Here is a 24534-nt window from a genome sequence, read left to right on the forward strand (position 1 = left end):
TTATAAAGTCGAACAGCGTTAGAACCACTTTTTTATGCCCGTCTGCAGCCGCTTTTTTATGGCTTCATTATTCCCATCGCTAGGGTCAACACCATCAATTTCTAATAGTCGATTCACAACATCAAGGTGTCCGTTTGCGGCAGCCCATCTTATTGCTGCATTGTTTCTAGCTGCGGGGGCAACGCCATCGCATTCTAACAATCGGTTCACAATGTCAAGATGACCCTTTGAGGCTGCATATCCTATTACTAAATTATTATCAGCAGCAGGGTCGACCCCTTCTATCGCTAATAATCGATTCACAACGTCAAGATGCCCATTATGGGCTGCCCAGATTATTGCTTCATTATCATCGTCTGCAGGGTCAACGCCATCGAATTCTAATAATCGGTTAACCACGTCAAGATGCCCGTTTCTGGCTGCCAACCTTACGGCTAAATTACGATCGGCTGTAGGGTCAGCACCGTTTAATAATTCTATTTCCAATTCTTTTAAGTTGCCATTTTTGCATGCGATACATAATCGATTCATATGTCTTTTGCTCTGTAATGTTTATGTCAATGTGGAATACAGTATATCTTGATTAATAATTTTTGTAAACAAATTATACATAATGAATGAAATTAATTCTGTTCGCGGCGCCATCAACTTAACCTCGAAGTAAACATAGCCTGGGTGAAGGTCTGCAAGACCGTAACCCGGGTTTCACTTCGTTTCACCCAGGCTTGTATCTTTAAACGGTAAGCAGAAATGCTTAATCTCAAGGGCACTTGGGATGGGAGAAGAGAGCTTGTACCCAGGCAAGGCAAAAAGCCTGTTTTGTAGATTAGGCCCTTCTCCCCACTTATCAATCGACCGAACAGTATCTTAGGCCGCTCGTCAAAGTAAGCCTGTATTCGCAAGCTTGGTCAACGATAAATAACCCCAAGTATTTTACAGCCCATCGGAGATTAGCATGAGTGTATATGAATTTGTAGGCGTAGATATTGCCAAAGATAAATTTGATAGTTCTCTATGTATTAACAATCGCTATAAGCATGCTGTTTTCTCGAATACCAGTCAGGGTCATAACGAGTTTTTAAAGTATTTAAATCAGTCTACAGTTTCTCCTTGGGTCTGTATGGAAACAACGGGGCATTACAGTGAAGAATTAGCTGATTTCTTAGTCAGGAAAGGTATTCGTGTGAGCGTAATTAATCCTTTTCAAATTAAGAGTTTTGCTAGAGCTTCTTTGGCACGCAATAAAAATGACAGGGTTGACGCTAAGCTTATTGCTCAATTTAGTCAACGTATGGAGCCACGACTTTATCAATCTACTCCAACAGAACAAAAGGAGATGAAAGAACTAACCAAAGTGCTTGATATGCTCAAAGCACAAGTAACCCAATTAACCAACCAATTACATAGTATTCGAGGTACTGCAGCCCAAAATTCCTTAAAGAAAATGATTCAGAAATTGGAGCAGGAAATAGAATGTATCCAGAAAAAATCGATGAGCTGATTACTAATAACCAGCAACTTAAAGAAAAATTGGAATTATTAATGTCAATTAAAGGCATCGGCAAACTCACCTCTTACTATATCCTCGCCCGTATGCCTGATATTCATTCCTTTCAAACTGCTAAACAGTTCGCTGCCTATATCGGCATTACTCCAAAACAACATCAATCAGGCACCTTCAGCGGCAAAACCACCATATCCAGGCTCGGCGATAGTCGCTTAAGAAAGGCTCTCTATATGGCTGCTTTAGTCGCCAAACGATATAACAAAGCTCTACATAGCTTTGTAAATAGACTGCAGGAAAAAGGTAAAACACCAAAAACAATCGTCTGTGCTGTTATGCGCAAACTAGCTCATATTAGCTTTGGTGTTCTTAAAAACAAACAACCTTTTAATGAAAATTTCGCTTGTTTTTAAAGACAGTATCTACCCATAGCGGTCGTGCCCTGACCCGACTTACGCCGCTGGCGCCGCAGAAACGATGTCGCTTCTCTCCAGCTCCACACATGGTACTGCTTTGGTTTGAAGAGGTTGAAAAAAGTAGGGAGTTGCTTTAACGATACAGGTGTAGCCTTGGGGTGAGCAATTCCGGCCTCCAAAGGTAATTCTTTTTCCGAATTAACCATGTCCTCAGGTTTTTCTTTGACGGAATCAACCAACGTGTCTAACGTTTTGTGATAAGCAGGTATTAAAACATCTTTCAAATAGCTGACTCGTCGCTCTTCATCTGGTTTTAGAGAACGGAATGATTTTAATCCCTCGAGATAGGTTAATTCACTTTTCGCCGCATTATAGTGATAATCCAACTCTTCTTTTGTCTTGAAAGTCAGTATTTCATAAGCACTACCTTCAATGTAATGTTTGTAATAGGCAGCGGTCGCTTCGTTTGCTTTTTGAATTAATCTCTCTTTACCTTTTTCATTCAACGCAAAATTAGTACCACTAATACCTAAATCATTACTCGAAATAATTTGAAATCCATATTTATCCAATTTATTAGTATCTTCTATCGGACTGGAAATAACCGCTTGCAACCAACACCACAAATCCCATTCCTGTGATTGTTTTGACGTTTTATTCCAAATGGCATTGGTTTCAAAAGAACTGTCAATACGTAATCCTAAGACACTAGGATTAATGCCATTATTTATTCCATAGGAAGAAGCATATCGTTCATCGGAAAAGTATTCGATAGGAAAATTATCTAACAGACCACCATCAACGTAAGGAACATAGTTAGGATCTCTTGCTTTTTCAGCGGTCATATCGTGTTCAATTTGACCTGTTTTTTATTAAGATAAACCGTTTCAAAAAAGCAGGAATTGACGATGAAATTCTTACCGCGTGAGCAATGGGCAAGTCAGGTGTTGTTGCGGCAGAAAAAATATCAGTTTTCTCAGTTTGCAAATTCGTTCCAGTAACAATTAATTCCTTAAACTGATTTCTTTTTCTAAATTTTGTTCTTCTTGATTTTTTTAATTGCGTTTTGCAAATCCTGAAAAGTAGCGTTCTTTTTACCTAGTTTTGCCTCTACTTTCTCTTCCAACCACTGGCGCAATACTTCTCCTTGGTAAAATCCATGTTTATAGCCAAGAAGTCCTTTCAATCCAGAAAAAACACCGCCGGTAATACGGTTGAAAAACGTATTAGGATGATCCATGAATTGACTGAAATCCAGGGATCTCAATTCATCTTCAATTTCTTTTTGACTATATCCGAGCGCTATCAGCATCGCGGTAATCGCACCGGCTGAACTTCCGGCCACAGTCGTTAAAGTGGGTATTACATTTTTTCGTTGAGAACTTGTAAGGCGCCCACATAACCCACTCCTTTGATGCCATCACCTCTCAACACGAGAATGGTAATGGAAGGGCTCGGAATAGTGACGGTAATAGGCATACGGCTTCCTATCGTGCTTATAACGAATAGAAGCATTATAAACCGTAAATTATTAACATATTGTTAAGAAAACGATCAAATTATGTTAAGCGATAGGTGAAACCGAGTCAAAACCAAGCAAAAATTACCAACGCTCGTCCACTTTGCGGGCTCCAATGTACTCGTCAATTCGACGTTGCGTGGCAGGTGAGATGTCGTGCGGAAGAGCGTGTAATTCAAACCATTGAGCATCTAAAATTTCCGCAGAACTGACCAATTCTTTTCAAATTTATCGACGAGATAAAACACAACATAGTCATCCCTTTTTCCCGGTGATTATGGTAAACACTGAATAATTTGGGCAGAGTCAAACACTTTACCCCAACTTCTTCAAAAAGTTCTCGCTGAACAGCCTCTATAGGCGTTTCGCCCTTTTCCACCGCTCCGCCAATCGTATACCAGCCAGGCGTATAGCTATGTTTTACCAACAACACTTTATCCTCATTAATAACCAAAGCCCGAGCACCAATTGTTTTATGACCAAACATCGATAAAATGATTTTTTAATTTGCCATAAATAATTGCGCACTATTTTCTTCTCCTGATTCAATAGAGTCTCTTCAATAATTATCTTATTTTAGCTTCGCAGATAGAGCAGACACAATAAGGCATAAAACACGAGTCACTAAATATTCAAATAAATATCAATGTGATCTTTTTTGTTTTTTGTTATTATCTCCTCTTTTCAAATCATGAAGAACTAGATATCGATGGATCAGAAATTATTTGAACAAGATTTTGAAACATTCAATCATATTTGGAACACAGACATTGTCCCTTTTTTGAAAAACTCTTGGCCTATATTGGAAATTGCGATCCCCGTAGAGTGATTATTCAGCGATCGATAGAGAATTCCTGGAGCAACTATATACAACTGCATATGGGTTTGGAACGCAACATTCAACTGCATTTTAAAAATAAAACACTCACTTCTGTCCAGGCTAAATTTGTTGCCAACTATATTAGAGAGATACACACGAGTCTTAATACAGACAGACAAACATTGAAACAAGCGATTGGAGAAAGAAAACACTTCCTAAACTATCCTTTACCAATGCCTATGCTCGAAGAGCAAATAGAAACCCATGAAATTTTTCCTGATAATCCAGTTTACTACAAGGTTAGTTTTTAGATTGCAAAGCCTGCCCTAGCAGTAACTATTGAGAGGATATGTTAATATTATTCTTTCGTATTACGCACAAAACGCATCAAGGCATAGTTCGCGCGCTTTTCAGCTTCGTTCATTGCTTCTGCAGGTGTTTTTATTCCAGAAAATATGGCCTCTAGCGCTTCATCATTAATGATTCGAATTTGATTCTGAGGGCCAAAATTAACGATTGTTTGTTTAGCCTGCAGCCCCATTAAATCAGCCTGGGCAAGCTTCAGTACGGGATGTTTGCTTTCTTGCGCCAACCCAGCATAAATACCGTTGATTCCCAAAGGTAAATAACCCGTTTCTTGATGCCAATGCTGCTGTACTTTAGGTTGGGCAATATAAGCAAAAAAGGCAGCAATCCCACGATAAACTTCCGCTGTTTGCCCAGCAACTGCCCACAAAGCGGCACCACCGGTAACATTGTTGTATCGTCTTGAACTCGCTTGCGTATCCAACGGTAATGCTGCCACCCCTAGCCGAAAATTAACCAATTCGGATAAACTATTATAGGCTCCCGATGACTGGCTGAATAAAGGGCATCGTCCACTCGTAAATAAAACCGTTGCATCGCTAGTACGCCCACCATACTCAAAATAATGCTTTTGTTGCCATTTTTTAACCGCTCAAGATGGTTAATAACCGCTGGATTGTTGTAACTAACTATTGCTCGTTCTGCATCAAGCATTGGCAACCCATGGATGGCAGAAAAGGATTCGATTTGTATCCAGGCAGGATACGCTGTTGTATAAGCACAGGCATAACCAATCTGTCTTAGCTTGGCAGCCAGCACTTCCATCTCATCCCAGGTACTTGGAAACACAGAATAGCCCGCTTTCGCCAAAGCATCGGCATTGTAATATATAACTGGAATAGAGGTATTAAATGGCATCGCCAATAAACGGTCTGCCTCACTGTAAAAAGCACGCAACGCAGGTAAAAAATGGTCTTTAGGTAAAACAAACCCTTGCTCTTGCATCAATTCATCCAAGGGCTTGGTAATCCCTTGTGGATAAAGCATGGTTGCGGTACCTACCTCAAAAATTTGTACGATTGCAGGAGGCTGTTTAGCGCGAAAAGCGGCGGCAAAGCTTGTTATCGCCTCGATATACTCTCCTTTATAAACCAGTTTTACCGTGTAATCATTTTGGCTATGATTAAAATCCGTTGCTAAATGTTTCACTTCAGCACCCAAATGCCCGGCAAGTGAATACCACATAACGAGTTCGGTTTTTGCTGAGCTACTGAAGGGAATTAAAAAAATAATACGAAGAAGAGACACAATAAACATCGTTTGAAGCCCGTTATCTTGTTGAAAAAGCAAGAGAGTGGAGAATCGTACCAATACTTAAGGATTGGAGTCCTCTATCAACGAGGCAATACACCAATACAGTAGGGCTTCGCAAGAAGTCTAGCGACATGATAAAAGATCAGGATAATCACTAAACACGGCATCAACACCCCAATCAAACAGTTTGTTTGCTAATTTTTTGCGATTCACCGTATAAACAAACAACACGTAACCTTGCTCTTTGATTTGCTTTACTCGAGCAGCGTTCAGGGCGCGTTTATTAACATGCACAGAATAACATTGCAGCTCTTTGGCCTTTTTTAACCAGTCCTTATCCCACTCATCTAAAAGTAAGCCCAAAGGCATTTCTGGAGCGAGGGTACGACACAGAGCCAGCGCAGACAATTCAAAACTCGATACCAAGGGTAAGGGTTTGCCTCGAGGCCAATAGCGATGAATATGGGCCAGAACAACAGCCGTTGTTTGCTCAGCACTGCCTGGATAAGGTTTTATTTCAATATTCGCTTTTACATCTGTAAACGTTAACCATTGCAATACATCACGAAAATGCGGGATCTTTTCACCAGAGTAATTACTGGAAAACCAACGGCCTGCATCGAGCGATTGCAAATACTCCGCGTCTACTCGTCCCAGTTCCCCTTTGCCATTGGTGGTTCGCTTAAGGCTTTCATCATGAAAAACAAAGGGTTCACCATCTGCACTGAGCATGACGTCAAACTCAACATAGTGACACCCTAATGTTAAGGCTTTATCAAATGAAGCCAAGGTATTTTCCGGAGCATAAGCCGCCGCACCGCGATGGCCAATTACCTTCTCAATTACTTGTGTTTGCAACTGTATTACCCTCTTGCCTATTTGACGCCAACTCCACAAGTGCACTCATGACCAATTCATTGCTGACTGTCAGTGCAGGAGCAGGAGCAGCAACTGCCGCTGTAAACATAGTATTTGCTTCTTTATAAGCTCTCGGTTGTGATGCCGCAACCTCTCCATCCAGAAAAATTAAGCGATTAAGGCTGTAATTTTGATTGGGGTAAACTTTATTTAATTGCCCTACTTCTGTTTTTACTTCTTCATATAAACGCTGGCGCAACTGCGCTTTAATTTGCTGAATTTCTTCCAGGCTTGGTTTAAATTCCACTGCCCCGATGTCATAAGTTGCACCCGGTTTACTCACATTTTTGGCATTTTTGTAAATATCAGTCAAACTGGCCTGAGGTACTCGCGCTTGCGCAACCACATAGAGCTTTTCCAATCCGGAGCTATCCTGAGAGCGATCAAACTGCGTTAAATGCCATTCTCCACCAGCAATTTTAGCCAAGTTAGACATAATATCAGCACGGGCTTTAACCAAATCCGCATTCGTTAACGTTGCATTAATATTCACTGTCAACAAGGCGGTCTTGGTAGTCACCCATTGTTTAGCAGAAACCTGATACATTACCTTATCCAACACCGTCTTCGGTGGAGGTGTAATGGCGTAGGACAAACCGCCAACCAGTGTCAAAGCAAGCATCCCAGCTAGTTTTTTCATGTATGTCTCCGAAATTAATTCCTGCAAACCAGTTTACACCATGCATGGATGGCTTCCAATTCGTTTATAACGCTAACTTCCATTGATTTAGGAGTCAAATCGGTCTATAACATGTGCACGAGAATACCAAGGGAGTTTTATAAATGATGTCCGTTGATACAATGAAAAAAATGAATCACCCACAACCGAACAAGGTGATTTTCTTGATTACGCACTTTCACACGGCTTTGGTGATATACATTTTAAAGTGGATAGTGAAACGGGCATGAAGGCGATTGTTGCTATCAATAACACCAAACTCGGTCCTGCACTAGGTGGTTGTCGGTTTATTGAATACCCTAATACAGAGAGTGCTATCCTGGATGCCATGCGTCTGGCCAGAGGAATGAGCTATAAAGCAGCGTCTGTTAATCTCCCCCTTGGCGGAGGAAAAGCAGTTATTATTAAACCCTCCAAACCGTTCGATCGTGAGGCTTATATGCACTCTTTTGGTCGATTTGTTAACCAATTGGGTGGACGATATATTACTGCTTTAGACAGCGGTACTTTATTAAGTGACATGGATATTATTGCTCAACACACCCCCTATGTCGCTAGTTTGTCAAGTCATAATGGCGATCCGTCTCCCTCTACTGCCAAAGGCATATTAAGAGGAATCCAGGCTGCGGTAGAATTTAAGTTGGGTAAAAATCACCTCCGCGGGTTACATATTGCTATTCAAGGTTTAGGACATGTTGGTTACCTGTTAGCAGAACATTTACATGAATTAGGCGTCCAATTAACAGTAGCCGATGTTAACAGCCTGGCGGTTGAACGTGCCGTACGCGAATTCGGTGCTGTTGCAGTTCCTACCGAAACGATCCATAAAGTACCTTGCGATGTCTTTGCACCTTGTGCTCTAGGTGCCATCATTAATGACATCAGCATCAATCAATTGCAAACCACTATTATTGCCGGCGCTGCGAATAATCAATTGGCACATAGCTATCACGGCCAACTTTTACATGATAAAGGCATTCTATATGCAACCGATTATGTCATTAACGCCGGTGGATTAATCTTTGCGGCCAGTAAATATTTACATACACCAGAGCATAAGGTCAGCCAACAAATCGATAGTATTGGTACAGCGCTGCTACAGATTTTCACTCGTTCACAACAAGAAAATCGCTCTACCAGTGAAATAGCCGATACCTTGGCCCAAGAAAAATTGGCTTAAATTTCCTTAAAATCCATGACCTCTAGCTCAGAGGTTATGGTTTAGTGAGAAGGTTTATTGATGAAGCATTTAAGTCTAACCCCTGCTCTGTATGATTACATGTTGGATATTTCTTTACGAGAACATCCTGTCATGCAAGCTTTACGTGAAGAAACAGCAAAACTACCGCTTGCCAATATGCAAGTGTCGCCTGAGCAAGCGCAATTCATGCAGTTTTTATTGCACATGATTAACGCGCGCAAAGTACTGGAACTGGGAACTTTCACAGGTTATAGTGCCTTAGCAATGGCCTTGGCTTTACCTGACGATGGACAATTAATCACCTGTGATATCAATGCCGAATGGACAGCAACAGCATTCCCTTTTTGGCGCGAAGCCAAACAAGATAAAAAATAGAATTACGCTTAGGACCGGCCTTAAATTCGTTGCACGATTTACTACAGCAAGGCCATTCCCATAGTTTTGATTTTATTTTTATTGATGCTGATAAAACAAATTACCTGAATTATTATGAACTGGCGCTGCAATTAGTCAGTCCTAAAGGCCTTATCGCCATAGACAACATTTTTTGGAATGGTAAAGTAATCGATAAACAAGAAACCGGGGGACAAACGCGCGAAATCCGCCGACTAAATGAATTTTTAAAACAAGATGACCGCGTATATATCAGCTTGTTAGCTATTGCTGACGGATTATTTTTAGTCAAACCACGTCCTTAGTTCTGGCTGGACTATAGACCAACAAGGAGTTAGGCAATGAATGAAAATAGTACAAACAATCCCTGTGGACTAAACGGTTTTGCTTTTTTGGAATTCTCTGGTCCTGATAAAACCGTTTTGCATAAGCAATTTAGTGAAATGGGTTTCGAAATTGTTGCTACGCATAAAAATCAAGAGATTACACTTTATCAACAAGGACAAATTCAATTTATAGTGAATGCTGCCAGTGATTGTCAGGCACAACAGCATGCCGCTACCCATGGCGCCGGCGCCTGTGCGATGGGTTTTCGCGTACACGACGCACAAGCAGCTTATGCCTATGCGCTAAAACATGGTGCAACTCCTTTTCAAGATTGCACACATGCCGATCATGGTTTGCCCGCTATTCAGGCGATTGGCGGCAGTGTGATTTATTTTGTGGATGAACAACATCATCCTTTTGCCGAGCACTGGCAACACAAACCAACAGTGACTCAAGCCATTCATGGCTGTGGTTTAACGTTTATTGATCATCTAACTCATAATGTTTATCGCGGTAATATGGATAAATGGGCCCATTTCTACGAATCTATTTTTAATTTCCGCGAAATCCGTTTTTTTAACATTAAAGGACAGATGACAGGCCTTGTCAGTAGAGCGTTGGGAAGCCCCTGCGGCAAAATTAAAATTCCTTTGAATGAATCCAAAGACGATCAATCACAAATTGAAGAGTTCTTGCATGAATACCGCGGCGAGGGCATTCAACATATCGCCCTTAATACAGAGGACATTTATACTACAGTCCATACGTTGAGAGAGCATGGAGTCGCTTTTCTCGACGTTCCAGATACCTATTATGAAATGGTCGATCACCGTATTCCCTGGCAGAAAGAACCCTTGGCAAAATTGCAACAGGAACGCATTTTGATTGATGGCGAAAAAGACGCCAAAGCAGGTTTGTTACTCCAGATTTTCACCGAAAATATCTTTGGACCTGTGTTTTTTGAAATTATTCAGCGCCGCGGAAATCAAGGTTTTGGCGAGGGTAATTTCCAAGCCTTGTTTGAGGCCATCGAACGCGATCAAATTAAAAGAGGCACCTTACAAGAAACACATTGAGGGACTATTATGAAATTAGCCAGCTTAAGAACAGCAAATTGTCGCGACGGGGAATTATGTGTGGTTAATCAAGCATTGACCTTGGCAACTAAAGTTGGTCATATTGCTAAAACCCTGCAATCTGCAATAGAACGATGGCAGGAAGTAGAAAAACCTTTGCAAGAAATCTATCAGGAACTTAATGAAGGACAGACTCATTCTGCCTTCTCTTTTAACCCTGATGATTTTGCGTCCCCCTTGCCTCGCGCTTATCAATGGGCTGACGGCAGTGCTTACGTTAATCATGTGGAGTTGGTAAGGAAGGCGAGAGGTGCAGAACTGCCTGCTGATTTTTGGACCAATCCTCTGATATATCAAGGGGGATCCGATTGTTTTCTTGATCCAACCGGCCCTATATTAGTCGCTGATGAAGCCTACGGCGTTGATTTTGAAGCGGAAGTGGCAGTGATTACCGATGATGTCCCCATGGGTATAGATTCTCAGCAAGCTGCCAAACATATCAAATTACTGATGCTGGTTAATGATGTGTCCCTACGCAATCTGATTCCTGGTGAATTAAACAAAGGCTTTGGTTTTTTCAGTCAAAACCGGCCAGCAGTTTTTCTCCTGTAGCGATTACTCCTGATGAATTAGAACAACACTGGGATGGTCAACGTGTCCATTTGCCCTTGCTCAGTCATCTTAATAAGACATTATTTGGTCAACCTGATGCCGGTGTTGATATGACTTTTTCCTTTCCTGAGTTGATTGCTCATGCTGCTAAAACAAGGGATTTGGCGGCTGGAACCATTATCGGCTCTGGAACCGTTTCTAATGTGGATCGCAGTAAAGGCTCTTCCTGCATTGCCGAAAAGCGCATGCTCGAAGTGATTGCTGAAGGCAAAGCACAAACACCCTTTATGCAATATGGCGATACGATTCGTATCGAAATGCTGAATCAACAAGGGCAATCCCTATTCGGGGCTATTGAGCAAACCGTGACTCGTTACAAAGGGCCAGAAAATGAAACTCTATGATTATTATCGCTCTACTGCCAGTTATCGCGTACGTATTGCTTTAAATATTAAGAATATTAGTTATGAAACACTGGCTGTGCATTTGATAAATCATGGTGGTGAACAACGGCACCCGGATTACTTGCAGTTGAACCCTCAAGGCCTAGTCCCTACTCTAGATGAAAATGGGCATATTATCAGTCAATCATTAGCGATTATTGAGTATTTAGATGAGATGAATCCTGCTCCTCCCCTGTTACCGCAGCATCCTTTAGGTCGGGCACAGGTCAGAAGCATGGCATTGACTGTTGCCTGTGACATGCATCCTCTTAATAATTTACGTGTGCTAACTCGCCTGCGTGAACAATTTCAAGCGGATGAACAACAGATCCAGGATTGGTACCATCATTGGTTAAAACTTGGTTTTGAGGCGTTAGAACAACGATTACAAATGATCCCACACAAAAATCAATTCTGCTATGGTAATGAAGTGAGCATGGCGGATATTTGCCTTATTCCACAGGTCTACAACGCTAATCGTTTTGGTTTTTCGATGGCTAATTATCCGATTATTAGTGAGATTAATACGCATTGCCTTAACCTTACACCATTCAGAGATGCAGCACCTTATGAGTGATTACAATGAATCACTCATGGCGTTCTGACACCAGAATTTTGGGCTTCAAATGTAATGGTAAAATCCTTTGGTAAGTAACAGGATACCAATAAACATGGAAAAAAGAACAAGTACATAATACCCTTTCCCACTATATACCAATCGACTATAGTGCGTCATTTTTTCCGGGATTAAAAGCCATAGTATTGCCAGGATAACCAAGAACCAACCCAACAGAGTAATGATAATCTGCGGCTCTAAAACCCAGATATTATGCACAATGACTAACATTAATCCCGCTATCAAAGAAAAGGATGCAGCCAAAATAATAACACCACTGCCCGCTTTCAAATTCATTATAAAATGACGATAAAAATCGATTCTAATCATCATAATGATAGCCACAATAATAAAATACAAACCTAAAATCTGCGAGAAAATAAGAGAATGAAACAGAGCAGTAAACATAGTTCACTCCATAAACAGTGATTACCTCATTATTATAGGGGGTATTTACACTTCTACTAGCCAGGCAAAATCTAAACACCCATTATTTTTACTTAACCAGAAAAGAATATCATTTAAAACCAGGCTCTTGCCACCCAAGCAGTGGACACACCCGTTGGGGTGCGTTGTAAAATACTCCAACTTGCTTTGCAACGCTGTATATGGCCAAGTAAGACGGTTTGGCTATCACAATGGTAACGGATTGGTAAACCATCAAAAAAATCACCTTTATCAACAGCTTGGCATTTTTCTCCTGTCGTTAGCTCAAGCGCCCAAGGCAACGTCTCTGCCATATTCAACTCTATATGCTGACTATTATCCACTGCGGCTGGCAGATCAATTTGCACACTATCCCCAACCCACGGCGATTGCGGGCATAAAGCCTGTGTATGCGAACCAAATTGTTTGATAAAACAAGGATCATACGTTTTATCCCCTACTACACAACGCCAAGCATCTTCTCTTTTAATTCGTTCTGACTGTTGCCAACATTGGCCTTTTACTTCTTTTTTAACGACCAGCGGTGCTTGCTGATTTACCTCACCAAAAGGGCGATAAAATTTTAATTCCGTATCTTGAGCAAATAGATAAAATGGCAATAAAAATAGTAAAAACAGTACAACTCCTCGCCACATAGGTGTTCCCCCATTGTTTTCATTTAGTGTATTATCGAGTTTTTATTGTTGCCTACCCCGCTCATTAGTATAGTGGGATGCAACCAGATTTGTTGAAAGCGCCCTCACATGCAAGCGCATGAGGCGCGGACATTACAATAGCGACTGTCTATAGTAAGCAAATCTAATGACTATTTTATGTTTTTGGAGTACATCATGACAGAGGTCTATGCAATAAAACAATGCTTGGATGGTGAAGCCAGTGTTGATCAAACACTCACCGTTCGCGGTTGGGTAAAAACACGACGCGACTCAAAAGCAGGTTTATCTTTTATCAATTTACATGATGGCTCTTGCTTTGCAGGAATTCAAATTGTTGTCAGCGATAATATTGCAAACTATCAGAATGAAATTTTGAAACTCACTGCTGGTTGTTCGATCATTGTCACCGGCAAATTGGTTGTATCACAAGGTAAAGGCCAATCTTTTGAAATCCAAGCTGAACAGGTGGACGTGGTTGGCTGGGTAGATAATCCTGACAGTTATCCGATTCAAGCAAAACGACACACGCTTGAATTTTACGTGAAGTCGCTCACTTGCGCCCACGTACTAATACCATCAGTGCTGTAACCCGTATTCGTGACTGTTTAGGCCAAGCAATCCATCAGTTCTTTCGTGAACGCGGCTATTTTTGGATCCATACCCCCATCATTACCGCAAGTGATTGTGAAGGTGCGGGCGAAATGTTTCGCGTGAGCACATTAGACTTACTTAACTTGCCTAAAACAGCACAAGGCCAAGTTGATTTCACGAAGGATTTTTTGGCCGCGAATCGTTCTTAACGGTGTCTGGGCAATTAAACGTTGAAGCATACTGTTTGGCGATGTCAAAAGTTTACACCTTTGGTCCGACGTTCCGTGCAGAAAATTCAAACACCAGCCGCCATTTAGCCGAGTTCTGGATGATAGAACCTGAAATCGCTTTCGCTACCCTGCATGATATTTGCGGGCTAAGTCAGGAAATGCTGCGTTATTTGTGTAAAACCGTCCTGGATGAACGTCAGGATGACATGGATTTCTTTAATCAATTTGTGGCACCCGGTTGTATTGAGCGTCTGGAACACATTATTCAATCCGAGTTCGAAATCATGACTTATTCTGATGCCATCGTTGCCTTAGAAAAGGCCGATCGGAAATTTGAATATCCAGTCAGCTGGGGACTTGATCTGCAATCAGAGCATGAGCGCTATCTGGCTGAAGAGCTTTGTAAAAAACCGGTGATCATCACGAATTACCCGCAGGAAATTAAGGGTTTTTATATGCGCCTGAATGATGATGGCCGTACAGTTGCTGCAATGGATGTATTAGCACCAGGCATAGGTGAGATTATTGGTGGAAGCCAGCGTGAGGAGCGCTTAGATATTCTTGATAAGCGCATGGAGGAATGCAATCTCAATAAAGAACATTATCAATGGTATCGAGATCTTCGCCGCTACGGTACAGTACCACACGCAGGATTTGGCTTGGGCTTTGAGCGTCTGGTGAGCTATGTGACCGGCGTTGGTAATGTTCGGGACGTTATACCCTTCCCACGTACACCGGGACATGCAGATTATTAATGAGAGCCTGGGTATTTTTGTATCGTCAGGTTTTAACAGCTAGCCTTGATGGCACTTTGCAACATCAAGGTTAGTTTATTCCTCAAAGAACAGTTTCCCTTGATGTCGTGGCCTCCATCAAGGCTACAAAAAACTACAGTACAAAGCTATGTAGGGGGTTTCAGCGGAGCGGGCTTGAACACCTGGTGAGCTATGTGACAGATTTCTCACACCCACCAAGCTATATAAATGATTAGAATTATTTCTTACCTAGCGCTACAACCGGTATATCTTCTGGTTGCTGATCCTTGGGACGATTATGATTTGCTCTCCCAAACAAGCCGCCCTGAGCAGGCCACTCTGCTTGAGTCATAAGAGTATGATTTCTTTCTTCTTGCTCTTTAACACGCTCTAATACCTTGTTTACAATAGGCTTTGGAGCCTGAACATTTTTGGTCGACATAACAACATCTCCACAACATTTAATACAAACTCAACCGAGGGCTTTTCGCGCTATCGATGAGTAAAGCTAAGCAAGGAAACCATCCTGAATAGTCAGTGTTTTATCCATCTTGCCGGCCAATTGTATGTCATGTGTAACTATAATCAAAGCTGTATTTAATTTTTCATTCAATTGCAGCATTAAATCAAAAACTTGGGTAGCAGTAGCATTATCTAAATTACCTGTAGGCTCATCTGCTAAAACACATTGCGGTTGGTGCACCAACGCTCTGGCAATGGCTACTCGTTGCCGCTCACCGCCGGACAATTGCGAAGGTTTATGACTGAGTCGTTTAGCAAGTCCTACCTGTTTTAGGATGGCTTCCGCTTGCTCTTGAGCCTCAGGAATCATTTTATCGGCCAATAATAAAGGCATAGCCACATTTTCTAATGCAGTAAACTCAGGTAACAAATGATGAAATTGATACACAAAACCCAAACGATGATTACGTACTTTACAACGTTGTTTCTCAGATAGATTTTGCCAATCAACATCCTGCATGAGGATTTTTCCAGCAGTCGGTTTATCCAGACCACCCAATAAATGCAATAAGGTACTTTTACCAGAACCCGAAGGTCCTACAATCGCAATTCGGTCGCCATGATTAATAGTAAAATTGATTCCCTTCAATACGTCGACTGAGGCGGTACCATCATGGTAGGTTTTACGCAGATTTTGGCAATCAAAAATTATTTTACTCATAATGTAAGGCCTCCGCTATGACCGTTTTTGAGGCACGCCAGGCTGGATAGATAGTCGCAACGAAGCTCATCAACATCGCCACAGCACATATTTGCCATAAGTCACTGAACATAATTTTTGAAGGTAGGTAATCGACAAAATAGATATTTGAGGACAAGATCTGTGTATGGAAGAGGGATTGTAAAGCATTAACGATGGTTGTTGCATTCGATGCCAGCAGAATACCACCGAGGAGTCCTAGCAAAGTCCCTACAAATCCCACCATCATACCTTGAACAATAAATATCCACAGAATAGTTGAAGGAGTCGCTCCAATAGTTCTCAATATCGCAATTTCAGATTGCTTATCATTAACAACCATGACTAATGATGAAACAAGGTTAAAAGCAGCCACTGCAATAATTAATAATAAAATCAGAAACATCATTGTTTTTTCCAGCTTCACCGCCTGGAAAAAAGCACCAAACTCCCGCGTCCAATTACCAATCTGATATTCCTCACCTAGTTTCTCAGCTAGTTGATCAGATATCGCTGGCGCTTTATAGATATTATCTATTTTCATCTTCAGCCCAGTGACATCATTCCCTAGTTGCAATAATTTCTGGGCATCTTGCAGGTTAATAAACGCTAGTTTTGTATCAAAATTAAATCCTGTTCCGGCAGAAAAAACCCCCCACAACCGTGAAGCGTTTGAAACGTGGGATCATACCAGCTGGCGTTACAGTTGCCTGGGGAATCATAATAGTTACCTTGTCTCCAAGCATAACACCCAAATTATCAGCCAGGCCGCGCCCCAGGATAACGCCGAAATTTTTAAGATTAGCAAGATTACCAGCCAATAATTTATCTTGAAGGTGGGTGATTGCCTCTTCCTGAGCGGGAATAACACCTGTTAATACGATAGGTAAAACTTGCCCCTCGTGAGTGAGCAAGCCTTGTCCTCCCACATAAGGTGCAATCGCTTTAACACCTGGAACTGTTTTAAGCTCTTTCTCAAGCTTGGCCCAATCACTGATCTTGCCATTATATCCGCTAACAGTAATTTCCGGCGCCATACCAAAAAACGTTTATGAATTTCTTCATCAAACCCGTTCATAACAGATAAAACGGTAATAAGCACCATAACACCAATCGCAATTCCCAGCATGGAACTGAGTGAAATGAAAGAAACAAAATGATTCCGTTTTTTAGCCCGCGTATAACGCAGCCCAATAAAAAGTGGTAGTGGTTTAAACATACATGGTTTAATTTTGATAAAAACCTATTGTAGTGAAATTTAAGCCGTCTTGATATAGTACTAATGGTCTAATCGCTGATTCTTAATTGTTATTGACTATCCATCATCAAGCAATACACAACGTTATCCACAGATTTTGTGGATAGTTTCTCGCAACTGCGAACGATTGATGTTGCTGGCAATGCCTTAGATTCTTACTACTCTACTGATTGTTTTTAAATTGCCGCACGACTTGCTGAGTTTCGTTATCAATGATCTCTCCGTGACTCCCTCCGTTAGGCCCATTAGCAGAAGCCAAAAGCCATACATACAATTGTTCAATATCATCACCCGATTTTTGGGCAATTTCTTCGGCTCCACAATAAATCTTTGCCGTATAATGTTCGCTCATGTTTCATCCTAAAATAATCGAGCTAATTAAATTGCTATTCCTTCTTCGTTTCTTGCTACAACAAGTGGCTTAAATAAAGCTCAATACTCAAGCCCTTGTGCCAAGCAATATCAGCCCATTCAAACTGATGCGTCCTATCGTCCTCCTTAACTGTTCGAGTCGTACTTGTTGCACCGCTTACATTGCGTTAAAAAAGACGTCTCCCCATGCTTATTATAGCCATCAGGAATACCAGAAAATGACAAAATTGAATAATTTTTTATCAATTACGAAAGATTAACTAATCGCTTTTTTATTTTAAGATTTTGCCTTCATTAGTAATGGTTAAAATGATTGTATTTCCAGACAAGCTACGTTAATAATTAGCTGTTGCATTTCTACTATCGTAGCGAAACGCTCAAACTGGCGGAATGTAACTCACTCTAGTTGATTTTGGCAAAAAAGCAGGAAAGCGATTGTTGAACGCAGAAACAAGAATGGGAATTTTTCATCCACTTCCTTCGATTAAAATTAGTAATGGTACTTTAGAAGTCATGAAATGGTTAGCCATGCTATCCATGACCATTGATCATATCAATCGAATTTTTTGGAATACAAGCAGTTATACTGCGCTGAGCATAGGCAGATTGGCCATGCCCTTATTTGCGTTTATTTTTGCTTATAATCTGGCTCGACCTAATGCGCTGGCCCACGGAACCTATGGTCGTGCTTTCAAACACTTAATCCTGTTCGGTTTACTGGCCACACCAGCCTATATATCAATGCGATATTTGCAGCATATATATCCCTTTAATATCATGTTTAGCTTTTTTATCGCTGCACTCTGCCTGTTTCTTTATGAAAAAGGAGGGGCAGATAATATTATTCTGGCTCTATTTTATTTTTCATTGGCGGTGCTTTTGTAGAATATAACTGGCAAGGACTTGCTTTCTGCCTTTCTTGTTGGTTTTATTGCAAAAAGCCTTCTCTTACGGCCTTAATTGCCTCGGTATTTTTTGCCTGCTGATTGCTCGTTTTAACGGTAATAACTGGGCCTTAGCCTCACTTCCAATCATTCTTCTTGCTACCAAGCTTGATCTGACATTCCCCCGTCTTCCCTATTTCTTCTATACTTACTATCCCTTGCATTTAACGGTGTTGGTCTTGTTAAGCAAATATCTCGGTTATCGTTAAGGAATTTTAATTCAGTCATTTCGTTAAGCTAACCTCCCTCATTAAAAGCACGTTTTGCCTCAATTGCGAAGTTTTGCGTAAATCCTATTGTGTTCTTTTAGAAAGAAAATAGCCTTCGCTTTAGTAAAAATTTGCTCTTCTTTGCACTTTTTTACTAACTACCTCAATCTATGTCTATAGTTAACATAAGAGCTCGTAATGTGCGGATTTAAATGACTCCTTATAGGTGATGGTATCCACCCTAAAGTCAATCCATCATTACAATTGGCTTTCATACTTCTAAAACGGATTTTATGGAGTGATTATGCCTGTACATGAAAGACGTCAACACTTCCGCATCGAGGACCAGGTTTATTTCGATTACAAAATAATAACCAGCGGAGAATTTTGTTCTGACAAGTCAATCACCGAGGAACTATTAGGACAAAACGGAAAACGCTACCTGGAAACAACCCAATATTTCCAAAGTTTGGATTATGAGTTGGCGGAACTGACTCAATCTCTTGCTTTGCAGGAACCAGCACTTGCCCATTATTTAAACTTAATTAACGCCAAAATTGATTATCTTGCTCGTCATCTTTTAATTGGCGATAAAATTCATCTGCGTAAAGTGAATATTAGTCTAGGCGGCATGTCATTTAAAACAAAAGATCGTGTTAAAGAAAAAACACACATGAAAGTAGTCATTTATACGAAGCCAAAGATGCTCCCTGTTGTACTTGATGCAGTCGTTGTTTACAGTCAATACCATAGTGAAACGCAATATCGTACTGCAGTACAATTCGAAGAATTAAATGCGGAGCAAGAGCAATTACTTTCACAGCATATTATGCTGGCACAAGCGAAGTGCCGTGCTGATTAATCGTTAGCATTGCCGATAGAGTAGCATTGCCGCATAATCGACTTCTTACAAATTTTGAGTCAAGGCTATTATGACAAGACATGTTTTTTGTGCAAAATTAAATCAGGAAACTGAAGGATTAGATAAAGCACCGTTTCCTGGTCCCTTAGGTGAAAAAATTTTTAATCATGTTTCAAAGCAGGCATGGAAAATGTGGCTGTCTCACCAAACAATGCTTATTAATGAATACCGTTTGAGTTTAATTGATCCGAAAGCACGTGAATTTCTTAATGATGAAATGCAAAAATACTTTTTTGGCGAGGGCTCTGAGAAACCATCCGGTTTCGTCCCCAATGAGGAAGGTTAATCGTTATGTCTCATGAGTTGTTGCATATCGGGGAAGAAGTCCGTCAAGGACTTCATAATCAACAACCCATTGTGGTGTTAGAGTCCACCATCATTTCACATGGCATGCCTTACCCAGACAATTTGGCTACAGCAGCCGCTGTAGAGCAACTTATTCGTGACAATGGTGCCATACCAGCTACTCTTGCCCTTTATCAAGGCAAAATTCATATTGGTATTGATCAAAAACTCATGGAGCATTTGGCTAATTGCGAAGAAGTCATTAAAGCATCACGGCGAGATCTTGCTTTTGTCTTAAGTAATAAAAAACAGCCAGTACCACCGTAGCAGCCACCATGTTTTGTGCCAATTTAGCCGGTTTACCGCTTTTTGTTACAGGCGGCATTGGTGGGGTGCACTACCATGCCGGTGAGAGTTTTGATATTTCAGCTGATTTAATTGAATTATCTACTACCCCAGTGACCGTCATTTGTTCTGGAGCAAAATCAATTCTCGATTTACCCAAAACGCTGGAAGTGTTAGAAACACATGGCGTTGCTGTTGTTGGTTATAAGACTGATGAATTTCCAGCCTTTTATAGCCATTCAAGCGGTATACCCTTAGTCCACCGTCTTGATAGTCCTGAAGAAATCGCCAAATTGATGCATTATCAACGCAAACTCGCTATCAACAATGGTATCGTGATTGCTAATCCCATTCCTAAACAAGCAGAAATACCGGTCGATAAGATCATCCCAATCATCAAGCAAGCACAAAAAGAGGCTAAACATATCCATGGGAAAGCCATTACTCCTTTCTTACTGCAACGCATCACTGATTTAACAGCTGGCCAAAGTTTAAAAGCGAATATTGAGCTAATTAAAAACAATGCTCTCTTAGGAACCCAGATCGCTGTTGCTTATCAAAACCAATCACTTCGACACGCGAAGTAAACTGTTACATGGCACATCTACCCTATTGCTCGAACAGCAAAAGAGACGGAAATCGGGCAAAATTAACTCGTTCCGATTGCCTGTTATTCAACCACTTTGCCAAGGATTATTTTTTACAAAAAATAATAAACTCCCCTTGACTCGGAAACGTTCTCGGAGTTTAATAGCAACCTCTCGCGGCCAGATAGCTCAGTCGGTAGAGCAGAGGACTGAAAATCCTCGTGTCGGCAGTTCGATTCTGCCTCTGGCCACCATTAAAATCAATAAGTTATGGTGAATCCGCGAGGGTGCGTTTTAACTCCAAATGCGACAATCATTTTTAGGGTCTTTCCCATTTGCCTGTCTCTTGATCACATCTTCATCATCGCTGTTGCAATCCTAAGCCCCTCTAGTCTTTCTCTTAGCCGAAACCAACCTTTCCAAATAGTAGCCCAGGCTGCTTTGCCAGTTCTTTTAGAGTCTGTCCATCCACCAAGTTTTGCTATTGCTTGATAAGCCCATGCGGCGGTGGGAGTGTTTTCGGGTAATGATGTTTTTTCAACACTATTCCACAATACCTTCCATTCAGTTTCAGATAATAATTCTTCACAAAGAATACTGTCATCAATATTTAGAGTAACCGGGTATTCAAAATGCTCTTTTAATTGCAGTAAACGAATGGCTACAAAGGAGAGAATAACAATCATCTTTTCTAAATTCTCAATTGATTGCATGCGTTGCTCTTCGGCACCCACGCCTGTTTTCCACGCCTTGTGAAAATCCTCAATGCGCCACCGCAATTCATAATAACGAGTTATTTTGCGTGTACAGTCAAATGATGATACTTCTTCTGAGGTTAATAAAATCCATTCTAGTCTTTCTACTTCATCACAACCTTGCTCTTTAGCAATGACAATATTTACCGTTATCGGTTTTAATTGACGGTCTTTTGCGCGTCTTTCGGAAGGGGAAAATGTTACAGAAGTCGTTTTCAATTCAAGCACTACTTGACGTTTTTTTCGTCCTGCTTTCTGAGCCACTTCAATAGTATAAGTTCCTAAAGACCTAGCGTTTGATAAAGATTCAAATAAATAACTATCACCGGGTTCTAACTTTCGATTATGGTTTGCTCTAACAATAAAACGTTGGTTATGGTCCAATTTATATTGGATGTATTCAAAAATATCAGCCTCTCTATCACATACTGATATAACATCTGCCATCTTTAAGCCTAGGCGGCTTTCTAGTTCTCGCGTATTTTTTCCCATTTAAAACTTTCTTTTTCACTATATTGCCTGACTCGTCGATGAAATTTTTTCCCTCTTTCCTCCACAGGACGGCACCAGCGATTTTGAGCTATTAAACCTATCGTTTTTTCTTTTTCAGCATCCATTAATAGCGTAGTGTGTACATGAAACCCGCGATTACTTTTTCTTTTGGCCCCCCTAAATCGCCTAAATCTTCTTTGACTTGATGAGTGTAAGACAGAGTGGTTGTGTCTTCTATTGCCAATATCGTAGGAATTGACTGGGATAATAAACTTGTTACATGGTAACCCCCATCAGCAATTTGCTTGGCACTAACGCGTTTATTGCGTAAAAAGCGATAGCTTCCCTCTAATAACGCATCTTGACCCTCACAACTTTCAGATAATGAGCTGCCGGGTAAAGAAGATAGCTGTTTCCCAATTTGCATTAAGCGTCTAGTTAGACGCTTATCGCCTAGTTCAATTGAACCAAATATTGCTTCTGACCAAGCCTGCGCATTTTCAACTGCCAATTCCATGTTTCACCTAAAACTAAAAGGTGAATTTGATCATGTTTTCTGATTGCGGGCAAGATGTGTAGAAGATTCAGCCCATTTGCGGGGGCACGTAGTTAACCGCATAGTACTCTAACTCTCACTCTATAATCCTCAAAATTCTTAAATCCATAAGCTCTACGTTGAATCAATTTCATCTTTCGATGAAACTCTTTAAGATCTCCTCGTAAAAAAGAAAAAGAGTATCTAGTTTATAAACTTGGCCGATATCATATTGAGCCAGTAAGGCAATTTTTAGAGGGTCAAACTCTTGCGCCATCAAAAGATCACGTATTTTGGAAGGAATTAGATGTCCCTCCGAAAAGTTAAAGAACCAAATATATCATGGCTTTTGGGAAAATATATTTTGATTTATAAAGGCTCTTCCGCTAAATCAGGCAAACGCTGAATCATCACTGAAATCAGCTGCTGCCAGAGAAGCGTTAGCAGCGGCGAAAGACGTTCTAAATCATCGTCACTGAACTCTATGTAGAGTGTTATTTTTCACGGCGAAGGGCTGTAAGAGGGCATTCGTGATCGGGATGGAGTGGATTATGCAATACGCCCAAAAATTGAAAAAGCATTAATCTCTACTTAATACGTATTTGATATTATATTAAACAAATTATCAATCTCTAAGGATATATTATGCCAAATACTTTACAAATTGCGGAGTTGATAGATCTTATTGCAAAAAATTAACTTTTGATGATCTTGTCTCTTTTTCTTCAACAGATAGAATGATTTACCAAGTTACGAATAATTATTTATGGTTTTTAGCTCGCAAACATTTTTTCCTCAACGATGAACCAACTATCCTATATTACCCTGATAACAATTATCTAGAAAAATTCTCTCAGAGTTATATCATGCTCAAAAATTACATAATTGAAAGAGGAAATAAATCTTCTATATCTCTTCCAAGTGCATTCCTAGATAATTATCACTTTATGTTGTTTGCTATGTCTATTAATGTTGCTTATATGCAACATGCCTCTGAGCGCTTATTAGATAATCGCGACTTTGTTCTCGCAGGATTTCAATTTCCTTCTAATGGTGCATTCAATTTATTTTGTGTTTCTAATAGGCTCCGAGAAGATAGAGAGGTGATTCTTGCATCTGTTAGACAAAATGGGCTAAATTTTTCAGAGATACGGGATGAATTCAGATGGGATAAAGAGGTTATCATTGAAGCTCTTAATGAAAATCTCGAAGTAATTCAATTGGTACCAGAAGAAATGTTAAGAGATTATGATGTTAGGCGGATTCTACATCCCTATATAACCTTTTTTTGGATAACCCGTCAATGCTAGTAAGTGGTGTAGGCTTGTTGACTGCGGCGCTAATGACTTTATTTTATCCAAGCCCAGAGATGACAGAGACTATTTCTACGAGCATAACAACGGGCTTGGTAGTCTATAGCATTTTCCATAAGAGGTACCAGGAATTTCCATCTGCTAATGACACTGTTCCTGAAAGAGGCTTTTTTAATTAATCGAGATCGTGTGGTGCTTGATGGCACAATCAACTTAACATAACGAGACACAAGACAGGTCATCTGAGGCGCAAAGCGGCGCTGTTGCAGCCTGTTGCCAAATTTCTTTAGCGTTCTGAAACTGGGCTCGTTGCTTTGATGCCGAGTTAGGTAAGTACGCCCCACATGCTCCACCTGTCCCCCTTCGGAATTTTCAATTATCAAACCAATCTACTATTCTCTCAACAGATCCTCAGTGTTGATCACCCCAAACCGAAGCCCCACAATAATTGCACTGGTTATATTTCGACAATCTAATTTTTGGAAGATGGATT

The 24534-nt window shown here is 40.7% G+C and carries 22 protein-coding genes, 1 tRNA gene and 9 pseudogenes; 16 read left to right on the plus strand and 16 right to left on the minus strand.

The window, feature by feature from the left end; all coding sequences use genetic code 11:
* Positions 1-18 precede the first annotated feature (18 nt).
* Positions 19-531, minus strand: a complete 513-nt coding sequence (locus tag BN58_RS15585) for an ankyrin repeat domain-containing protein (protein ID WP_019217608.1) — start codon at positions 529-531, stop codon at positions 19-21.
* Positions 532-955: 424 nt separating this feature from the next.
* On the opposite strand from BN58_RS15585, the gene BN58_RS28950 reads away from it, so the two are divergent.
* A complete protein-coding gene (locus tag BN58_RS28950) occupies positions 956-1501 on the plus strand; it encodes an IS110 family transposase (protein ID WP_051131933.1) in 546 nt (181 codons plus the stop codon).
* On the plus strand, positions 1474-1917 hold the full coding sequence (locus tag BN58_RS28955; protein ID WP_051131934.1) for an IS110 family transposase: 444 nt from the start codon (positions 1474-1476) through the stop codon (positions 1915-1917). Before BN58_RS28950 ends, BN58_RS28955 begins: the two co-directional genes overlap by 28 nt.
* Here the strand turns inward: BN58_RS28955 and BN58_RS15595 are convergent.
* From BN58_RS15595 to BN58_RS26170, 4 genes are all read right to left on the minus strand, one after another.
* Complete coding sequence (locus BN58_RS15595; RefSeq protein ID WP_019217609.1) at positions 1914-2765, minus strand: hypothetical protein; 852 nt, start codon at positions 2763-2765, stop codon at positions 1914-1916. The genes BN58_RS28955 and BN58_RS15595 overlap by 4 nt on opposite strands.
* 185 nt (positions 2766-2950) lie before the next feature.
* Positions 2951-3265, minus strand: coding sequence for a patatin-like phospholipase family protein (locus tag BN58_RS15600; RefSeq protein WP_198009941.1), 315 nt, complete (start codon positions 3263-3265; stop codon positions 2951-2953).
* Between the two features lie 17 nt (positions 3266-3282).
* The gene (locus BN58_RS31125; RefSeq protein ID WP_156812567.1) at positions 3283-3435 is read right to left on the minus strand and encodes a hypothetical protein; all 153 of its coding nucleotides are present in this window, start codon (positions 3433-3435) and stop codon (positions 3283-3285) included.
* A gap of 179 nt (positions 3436-3614) precedes the next feature.
* Positions 3615-3926, minus strand: a complete 312-nt coding sequence (locus BN58_RS26170) for an NUDIX domain-containing protein (protein WP_051131935.1) — start codon at positions 3924-3926, stop codon at positions 3615-3617.
* 392 nt (positions 3927-4318) lie between these two features.
* On the opposite strand from BN58_RS26170, the gene BN58_RS15615 reads away from it, so the two are divergent.
* Entirely contained in the window at positions 4319-4570 is a 252-nt protein-coding gene (locus BN58_RS15615) for a hypothetical protein (protein WP_019217612.1), read from the plus strand.
* Between the two features lie 47 nt (positions 4571-4617).
* Here the strand turns inward: BN58_RS15615 and BN58_RS37955 are convergent.
* From BN58_RS37955 to BN58_RS15630, 3 genes and pseudogenes are all read right to left on the minus strand, one after another.
* A pseudogene (locus BN58_RS37955) lies at positions 4618-5882 on the minus strand (extracellular solute-binding protein).
* 120 nt (positions 5883-6002) lie between these two features.
* Entirely contained in the window at positions 6003-6737 is a 735-nt protein-coding gene (gene ugpQ / locus BN58_RS15625) for a glycerophosphodiester phosphodiesterase (RefSeq protein ID WP_019217613.1), read from the minus strand.
* Positions 6718-7437 carry a hypothetical protein gene (locus BN58_RS15630; RefSeq protein WP_019217614.1) on the minus strand — a complete coding sequence of 240 codons (720 nt, stop codon included), beginning with the start codon at positions 7435-7437 and terminating at the stop codon, positions 6718-6720. Before BN58_RS15630 ends, ugpQ begins: the two co-directional genes overlap by 20 nt.
* Positions 7438-7580: 143 nt before the next feature.
* Here BN58_RS15630 and BN58_RS26180 point away from each other — a divergent pair.
* The 5 genes and pseudogenes from BN58_RS26180 (at position 7581) to maiA (ending at position 12105) form a co-directional block, all read left to right on the plus strand.
* Positions 7581-8656: pseudogene (locus BN58_RS26180) on the plus strand (Leu/Phe/Val dehydrogenase).
* A 60-nt stretch (positions 8657-8716) separates the two neighbouring features.
* A pseudogene (locus BN58_RS26185) lies at positions 8717-9375 on the plus strand (class I SAM-dependent methyltransferase).
* 36 nt (positions 9376-9411) lie between these two features.
* Positions 9412-10473, plus strand: coding sequence for a 4-hydroxyphenylpyruvate dioxygenase (gene hppD / locus BN58_RS15645; RefSeq protein WP_019217616.1), 1062 nt, complete (start codon positions 9412-9414; stop codon positions 10471-10473).
* 9 nt (positions 10474-10482) lie between these two features.
* Positions 10483-11489: pseudogene (locus BN58_RS37185) on the plus strand (fumarylacetoacetate hydrolase family protein).
* Entirely contained in the window at positions 11476-12105 is a 630-nt protein-coding gene (gene maiA / locus BN58_RS15655; RefSeq protein ID WP_019217617.1) for a maleylacetoacetate isomerase, read from the plus strand. The pseudogene BN58_RS37185 and the gene maiA overlap by 14 nt, the downstream one beginning before the upstream one ends.
* A gap of 45 nt (positions 12106-12150) precedes the next feature.
* Here the strand turns inward: maiA and BN58_RS15660 are convergent, their stop codons facing one another.
* Positions 12151-12552: a hypothetical protein gene (locus BN58_RS15660; RefSeq protein ID WP_019217618.1), complete on the minus strand. Its 402-nt coding sequence runs from the start codon at positions 12550-12552 to the stop codon at positions 12151-12153.
* 113 nt (positions 12553-12665) lie between these two features.
* On the minus strand, positions 12666-13226 hold the full coding sequence (locus BN58_RS15665) for a hypothetical protein (RefSeq protein WP_019217619.1): 561 nt from the start codon (positions 13224-13226) through the stop codon (positions 12666-12668).
* Positions 13227-13421: 195 nt separating this feature from the next.
* Here BN58_RS15665 and asnS point away from each other — a divergent pair.
* A pseudogene (gene asnS, locus BN58_RS26195) lies at positions 13422-14823 on the plus strand (asparagine--tRNA ligase).
* A 238-nt stretch (positions 14824-15061) separates the two neighbouring features.
* Here asnS and BN58_RS15675 read toward each other — a convergent pair.
* From BN58_RS15675 to BN58_RS15690, 4 genes and pseudogenes are all read right to left on the minus strand, one after another.
* Entirely contained in the window at positions 15062-15265 is a 204-nt protein-coding gene (locus BN58_RS15675) for a hypothetical protein (protein ID WP_019217620.1), read from the minus strand.
* Between the two features lie 66 nt (positions 15266-15331).
* Positions 15332-16006 (minus strand): lipoprotein-releasing ABC transporter ATP-binding protein LolD, encoded by a 675-nt coding sequence (gene lolD, locus BN58_RS15680; protein ID WP_019217621.1) that lies wholly within the window; start codon positions 16004-16006, stop codon positions 15332-15334.
* Positions 15999-17243, minus strand: a pseudogene (locus tag BN58_RS26200) (lipoprotein-releasing ABC transporter permease subunit). Before BN58_RS26200 ends, lolD begins: the two are co-directional and overlap by 8 nt.
* Before the next feature lie 202 nt (positions 17244-17445).
* Positions 17446-17634, minus strand: a complete 189-nt coding sequence (locus BN58_RS15690) for a hypothetical protein (protein ID WP_019217622.1) — start codon at positions 17632-17634, stop codon at positions 17446-17448.
* Between the two features lie 455 nt (positions 17635-18089).
* On the opposite strand from BN58_RS15690, the gene BN58_RS36470 reads away from it, so the two are divergent.
* The 6 genes and pseudogenes from BN58_RS36470 (at position 18090) to BN58_RS15715 (ending at position 21200) form a co-directional block, all read left to right on the plus strand.
* Positions 18090-18539 carry a TraX family protein gene (locus BN58_RS36470; RefSeq protein ID WP_156812569.1) on the plus strand — a complete coding sequence of 150 codons (450 nt, stop codon included), beginning with the start codon at positions 18090-18092 and terminating at the stop codon, positions 18537-18539.
* A gap of 37 nt (positions 18540-18576) precedes the next feature.
* Positions 18577-18807 (plus strand): TraX family protein, encoded by a 231-nt coding sequence (locus tag BN58_RS36475; protein WP_269570364.1) that lies wholly within the window; start codon positions 18577-18579, stop codon positions 18805-18807.
* Between the two features lie 304 nt (positions 18808-19111).
* Complete coding sequence (locus BN58_RS15700) at positions 19112-19669, plus strand: PilZ domain-containing protein (RefSeq protein ID WP_019217623.1); 558 nt, start codon at positions 19112-19114, stop codon at positions 19667-19669.
* Positions 19670-19739: 70 nt separating this feature from the next.
* Positions 19740-20015, plus strand: coding sequence for an oxidative damage protection protein (locus BN58_RS15705; RefSeq protein ID WP_019217624.1), 276 nt, complete (start codon positions 19740-19742; stop codon positions 20013-20015).
* A gap of 5 nt (positions 20016-20020) precedes the next feature.
* Positions 20021-20946, plus strand: a pseudogene (locus tag BN58_RS26210) (pseudouridine-5'-phosphate glycosidase).
* 178 nt (positions 20947-21124) lie between these two features.
* A tRNA-Phe gene (locus BN58_RS15715) sits at positions 21125-21200 on the plus strand.
* 96 nt (positions 21201-21296) lie between these two features.
* Here BN58_RS15715 and BN58_RS26215 read toward each other — a convergent pair.
* Together BN58_RS26215 and BN58_RS31130 are read right to left on the minus strand one after the other, a co-directional pair.
* A pseudogene (locus BN58_RS26215) lies at positions 21297-22710 on the minus strand (IS4 family transposase).
* 92 nt (positions 22711-22802) lie between these two features.
* Positions 22803-22901: pseudogene (locus BN58_RS31130) on the minus strand (transposase); the annotation flags it as partial.
* A 564-nt stretch (positions 22902-23465) separates the two neighbouring features.
* On the opposite strand from BN58_RS31130, the gene BN58_RS15730 reads away from it, so the two are divergent.
* On the plus strand, positions 23466-24038 hold the full coding sequence (locus tag BN58_RS15730) for a DUF4116 domain-containing protein (protein ID WP_019217628.1): 573 nt from the start codon (positions 23466-23468) through the stop codon (positions 24036-24038).
* Positions 24039-24534: the final 496 nt, after the last annotated feature.

It is taken from the genome of Legionella tunisiensis (genome assembly GCF_000308315.1).
GTDB lineage: Bacteria > Pseudomonadota > Gammaproteobacteria > Legionellales > Legionellaceae > Tatlockia > Tatlockia tunisiensis.

Bases quoted from the DNA above. Each gene is read 5' to 3' on its own strand.
- BN58_RS15585 (WP_019217608.1), bottom strand. From the start codon at position 531: ATGAATCGATTATGTATCGCATGCAAAAATGGCAACTTAAAAGAATTG.
- BN58_RS28950 (WP_051131933.1), top strand. From the start codon at position 956: ATGAGTGTATATGAATTTGTAGGCGTAGATATTGCCAAAGATAAATTT.
- BN58_RS28955 (WP_051131934.1), top strand. From the start codon at position 1,474: ATGTATCCAGAAAAAATCGATGAGCTGATTACTAATAACCAGCAACTT.
- BN58_RS15595 (WP_019217609.1), bottom strand. From the start codon at position 2,765: ATGACCGCTGAAAAAGCAAGAGATCCTAACTATGTTCCTTACGTTGAT.
- BN58_RS31125 (WP_156812567.1), bottom strand. From the start codon at position 3,435: ATGCTTCTATTCGTTATAAGCACGATAGGAAGCCGTATGCCTATTACC.
- BN58_RS26170 (WP_051131935.1), bottom strand. From the start codon at position 3,926: ATGTTTGGTCATAAAACAATTGGTGCTCGGGCTTTGGTTATTAATGAG.
- BN58_RS15615 (WP_019217612.1), top strand. From the start codon at position 4,319: ATGGGTTTGGAACGCAACATTCAACTGCATTTTAAAAATAAAACACTC.
- BN58_RS15630 (WP_019217614.1), bottom strand. From the start codon at position 7,437: ATGAAAAAACTAGCTGGGATGCTTGCTTTGACACTGGTTGGCGGTTTG.
- hppD (WP_019217616.1), top strand. From the start codon at position 9,412: ATGAATGAAAATAGTACAAACAATCCCTGTGGACTAAACGGTTTTGCT.
- maiA (WP_019217617.1), top strand. From the start codon at position 11,476: ATGAAACTCTATGATTATTATCGCTCTACTGCCAGTTATCGCGTACGT.
- BN58_RS15660 (WP_019217618.1), bottom strand. From the start codon at position 12,552: ATGTTTACTGCTCTGTTTCATTCTCTTATTTTCTCGCAGATTTTAGGT.
- BN58_RS15665 (WP_019217619.1), bottom strand. From the start codon at position 13,226: ATGTGGCGAGGAGTTGTACTGTTTTTACTATTTTTATTGCCATTTTAT.
- BN58_RS15675 (WP_019217620.1), bottom strand. From the start codon at position 15,265: ATGTCGACCAAAAATGTTCAGGCTCCAAAGCCTATTGTAAACAAGGTA.
- lolD (WP_019217621.1), bottom strand. From the start codon at position 16,006: ATGAGTAAAATAATTTTTGATTGCCAAAATCTGCGTAAAACCTACCAT.
- BN58_RS15690 (WP_019217622.1), bottom strand. From the start codon at position 17,634: ATGAGCGAACATTATACGGCAAAGATTTATTGTGGAGCCGAAGAAATT.
- BN58_RS15700 (WP_019217623.1), top strand. From the start codon at position 19,112: ATGCCTGTACATGAAAGACGTCAACACTTCCGCATCGAGGACCAGGTT.
- BN58_RS15705 (WP_019217624.1), top strand. From the start codon at position 19,740: ATGACAAGACATGTTTTTTGTGCAAAATTAAATCAGGAAACTGAAGGA.
- BN58_RS15730 (WP_019217628.1), top strand. From the start codon at position 23,466: ATGATTTACCAAGTTACGAATAATTATTTATGGTTTTTAGCTCGCAAA.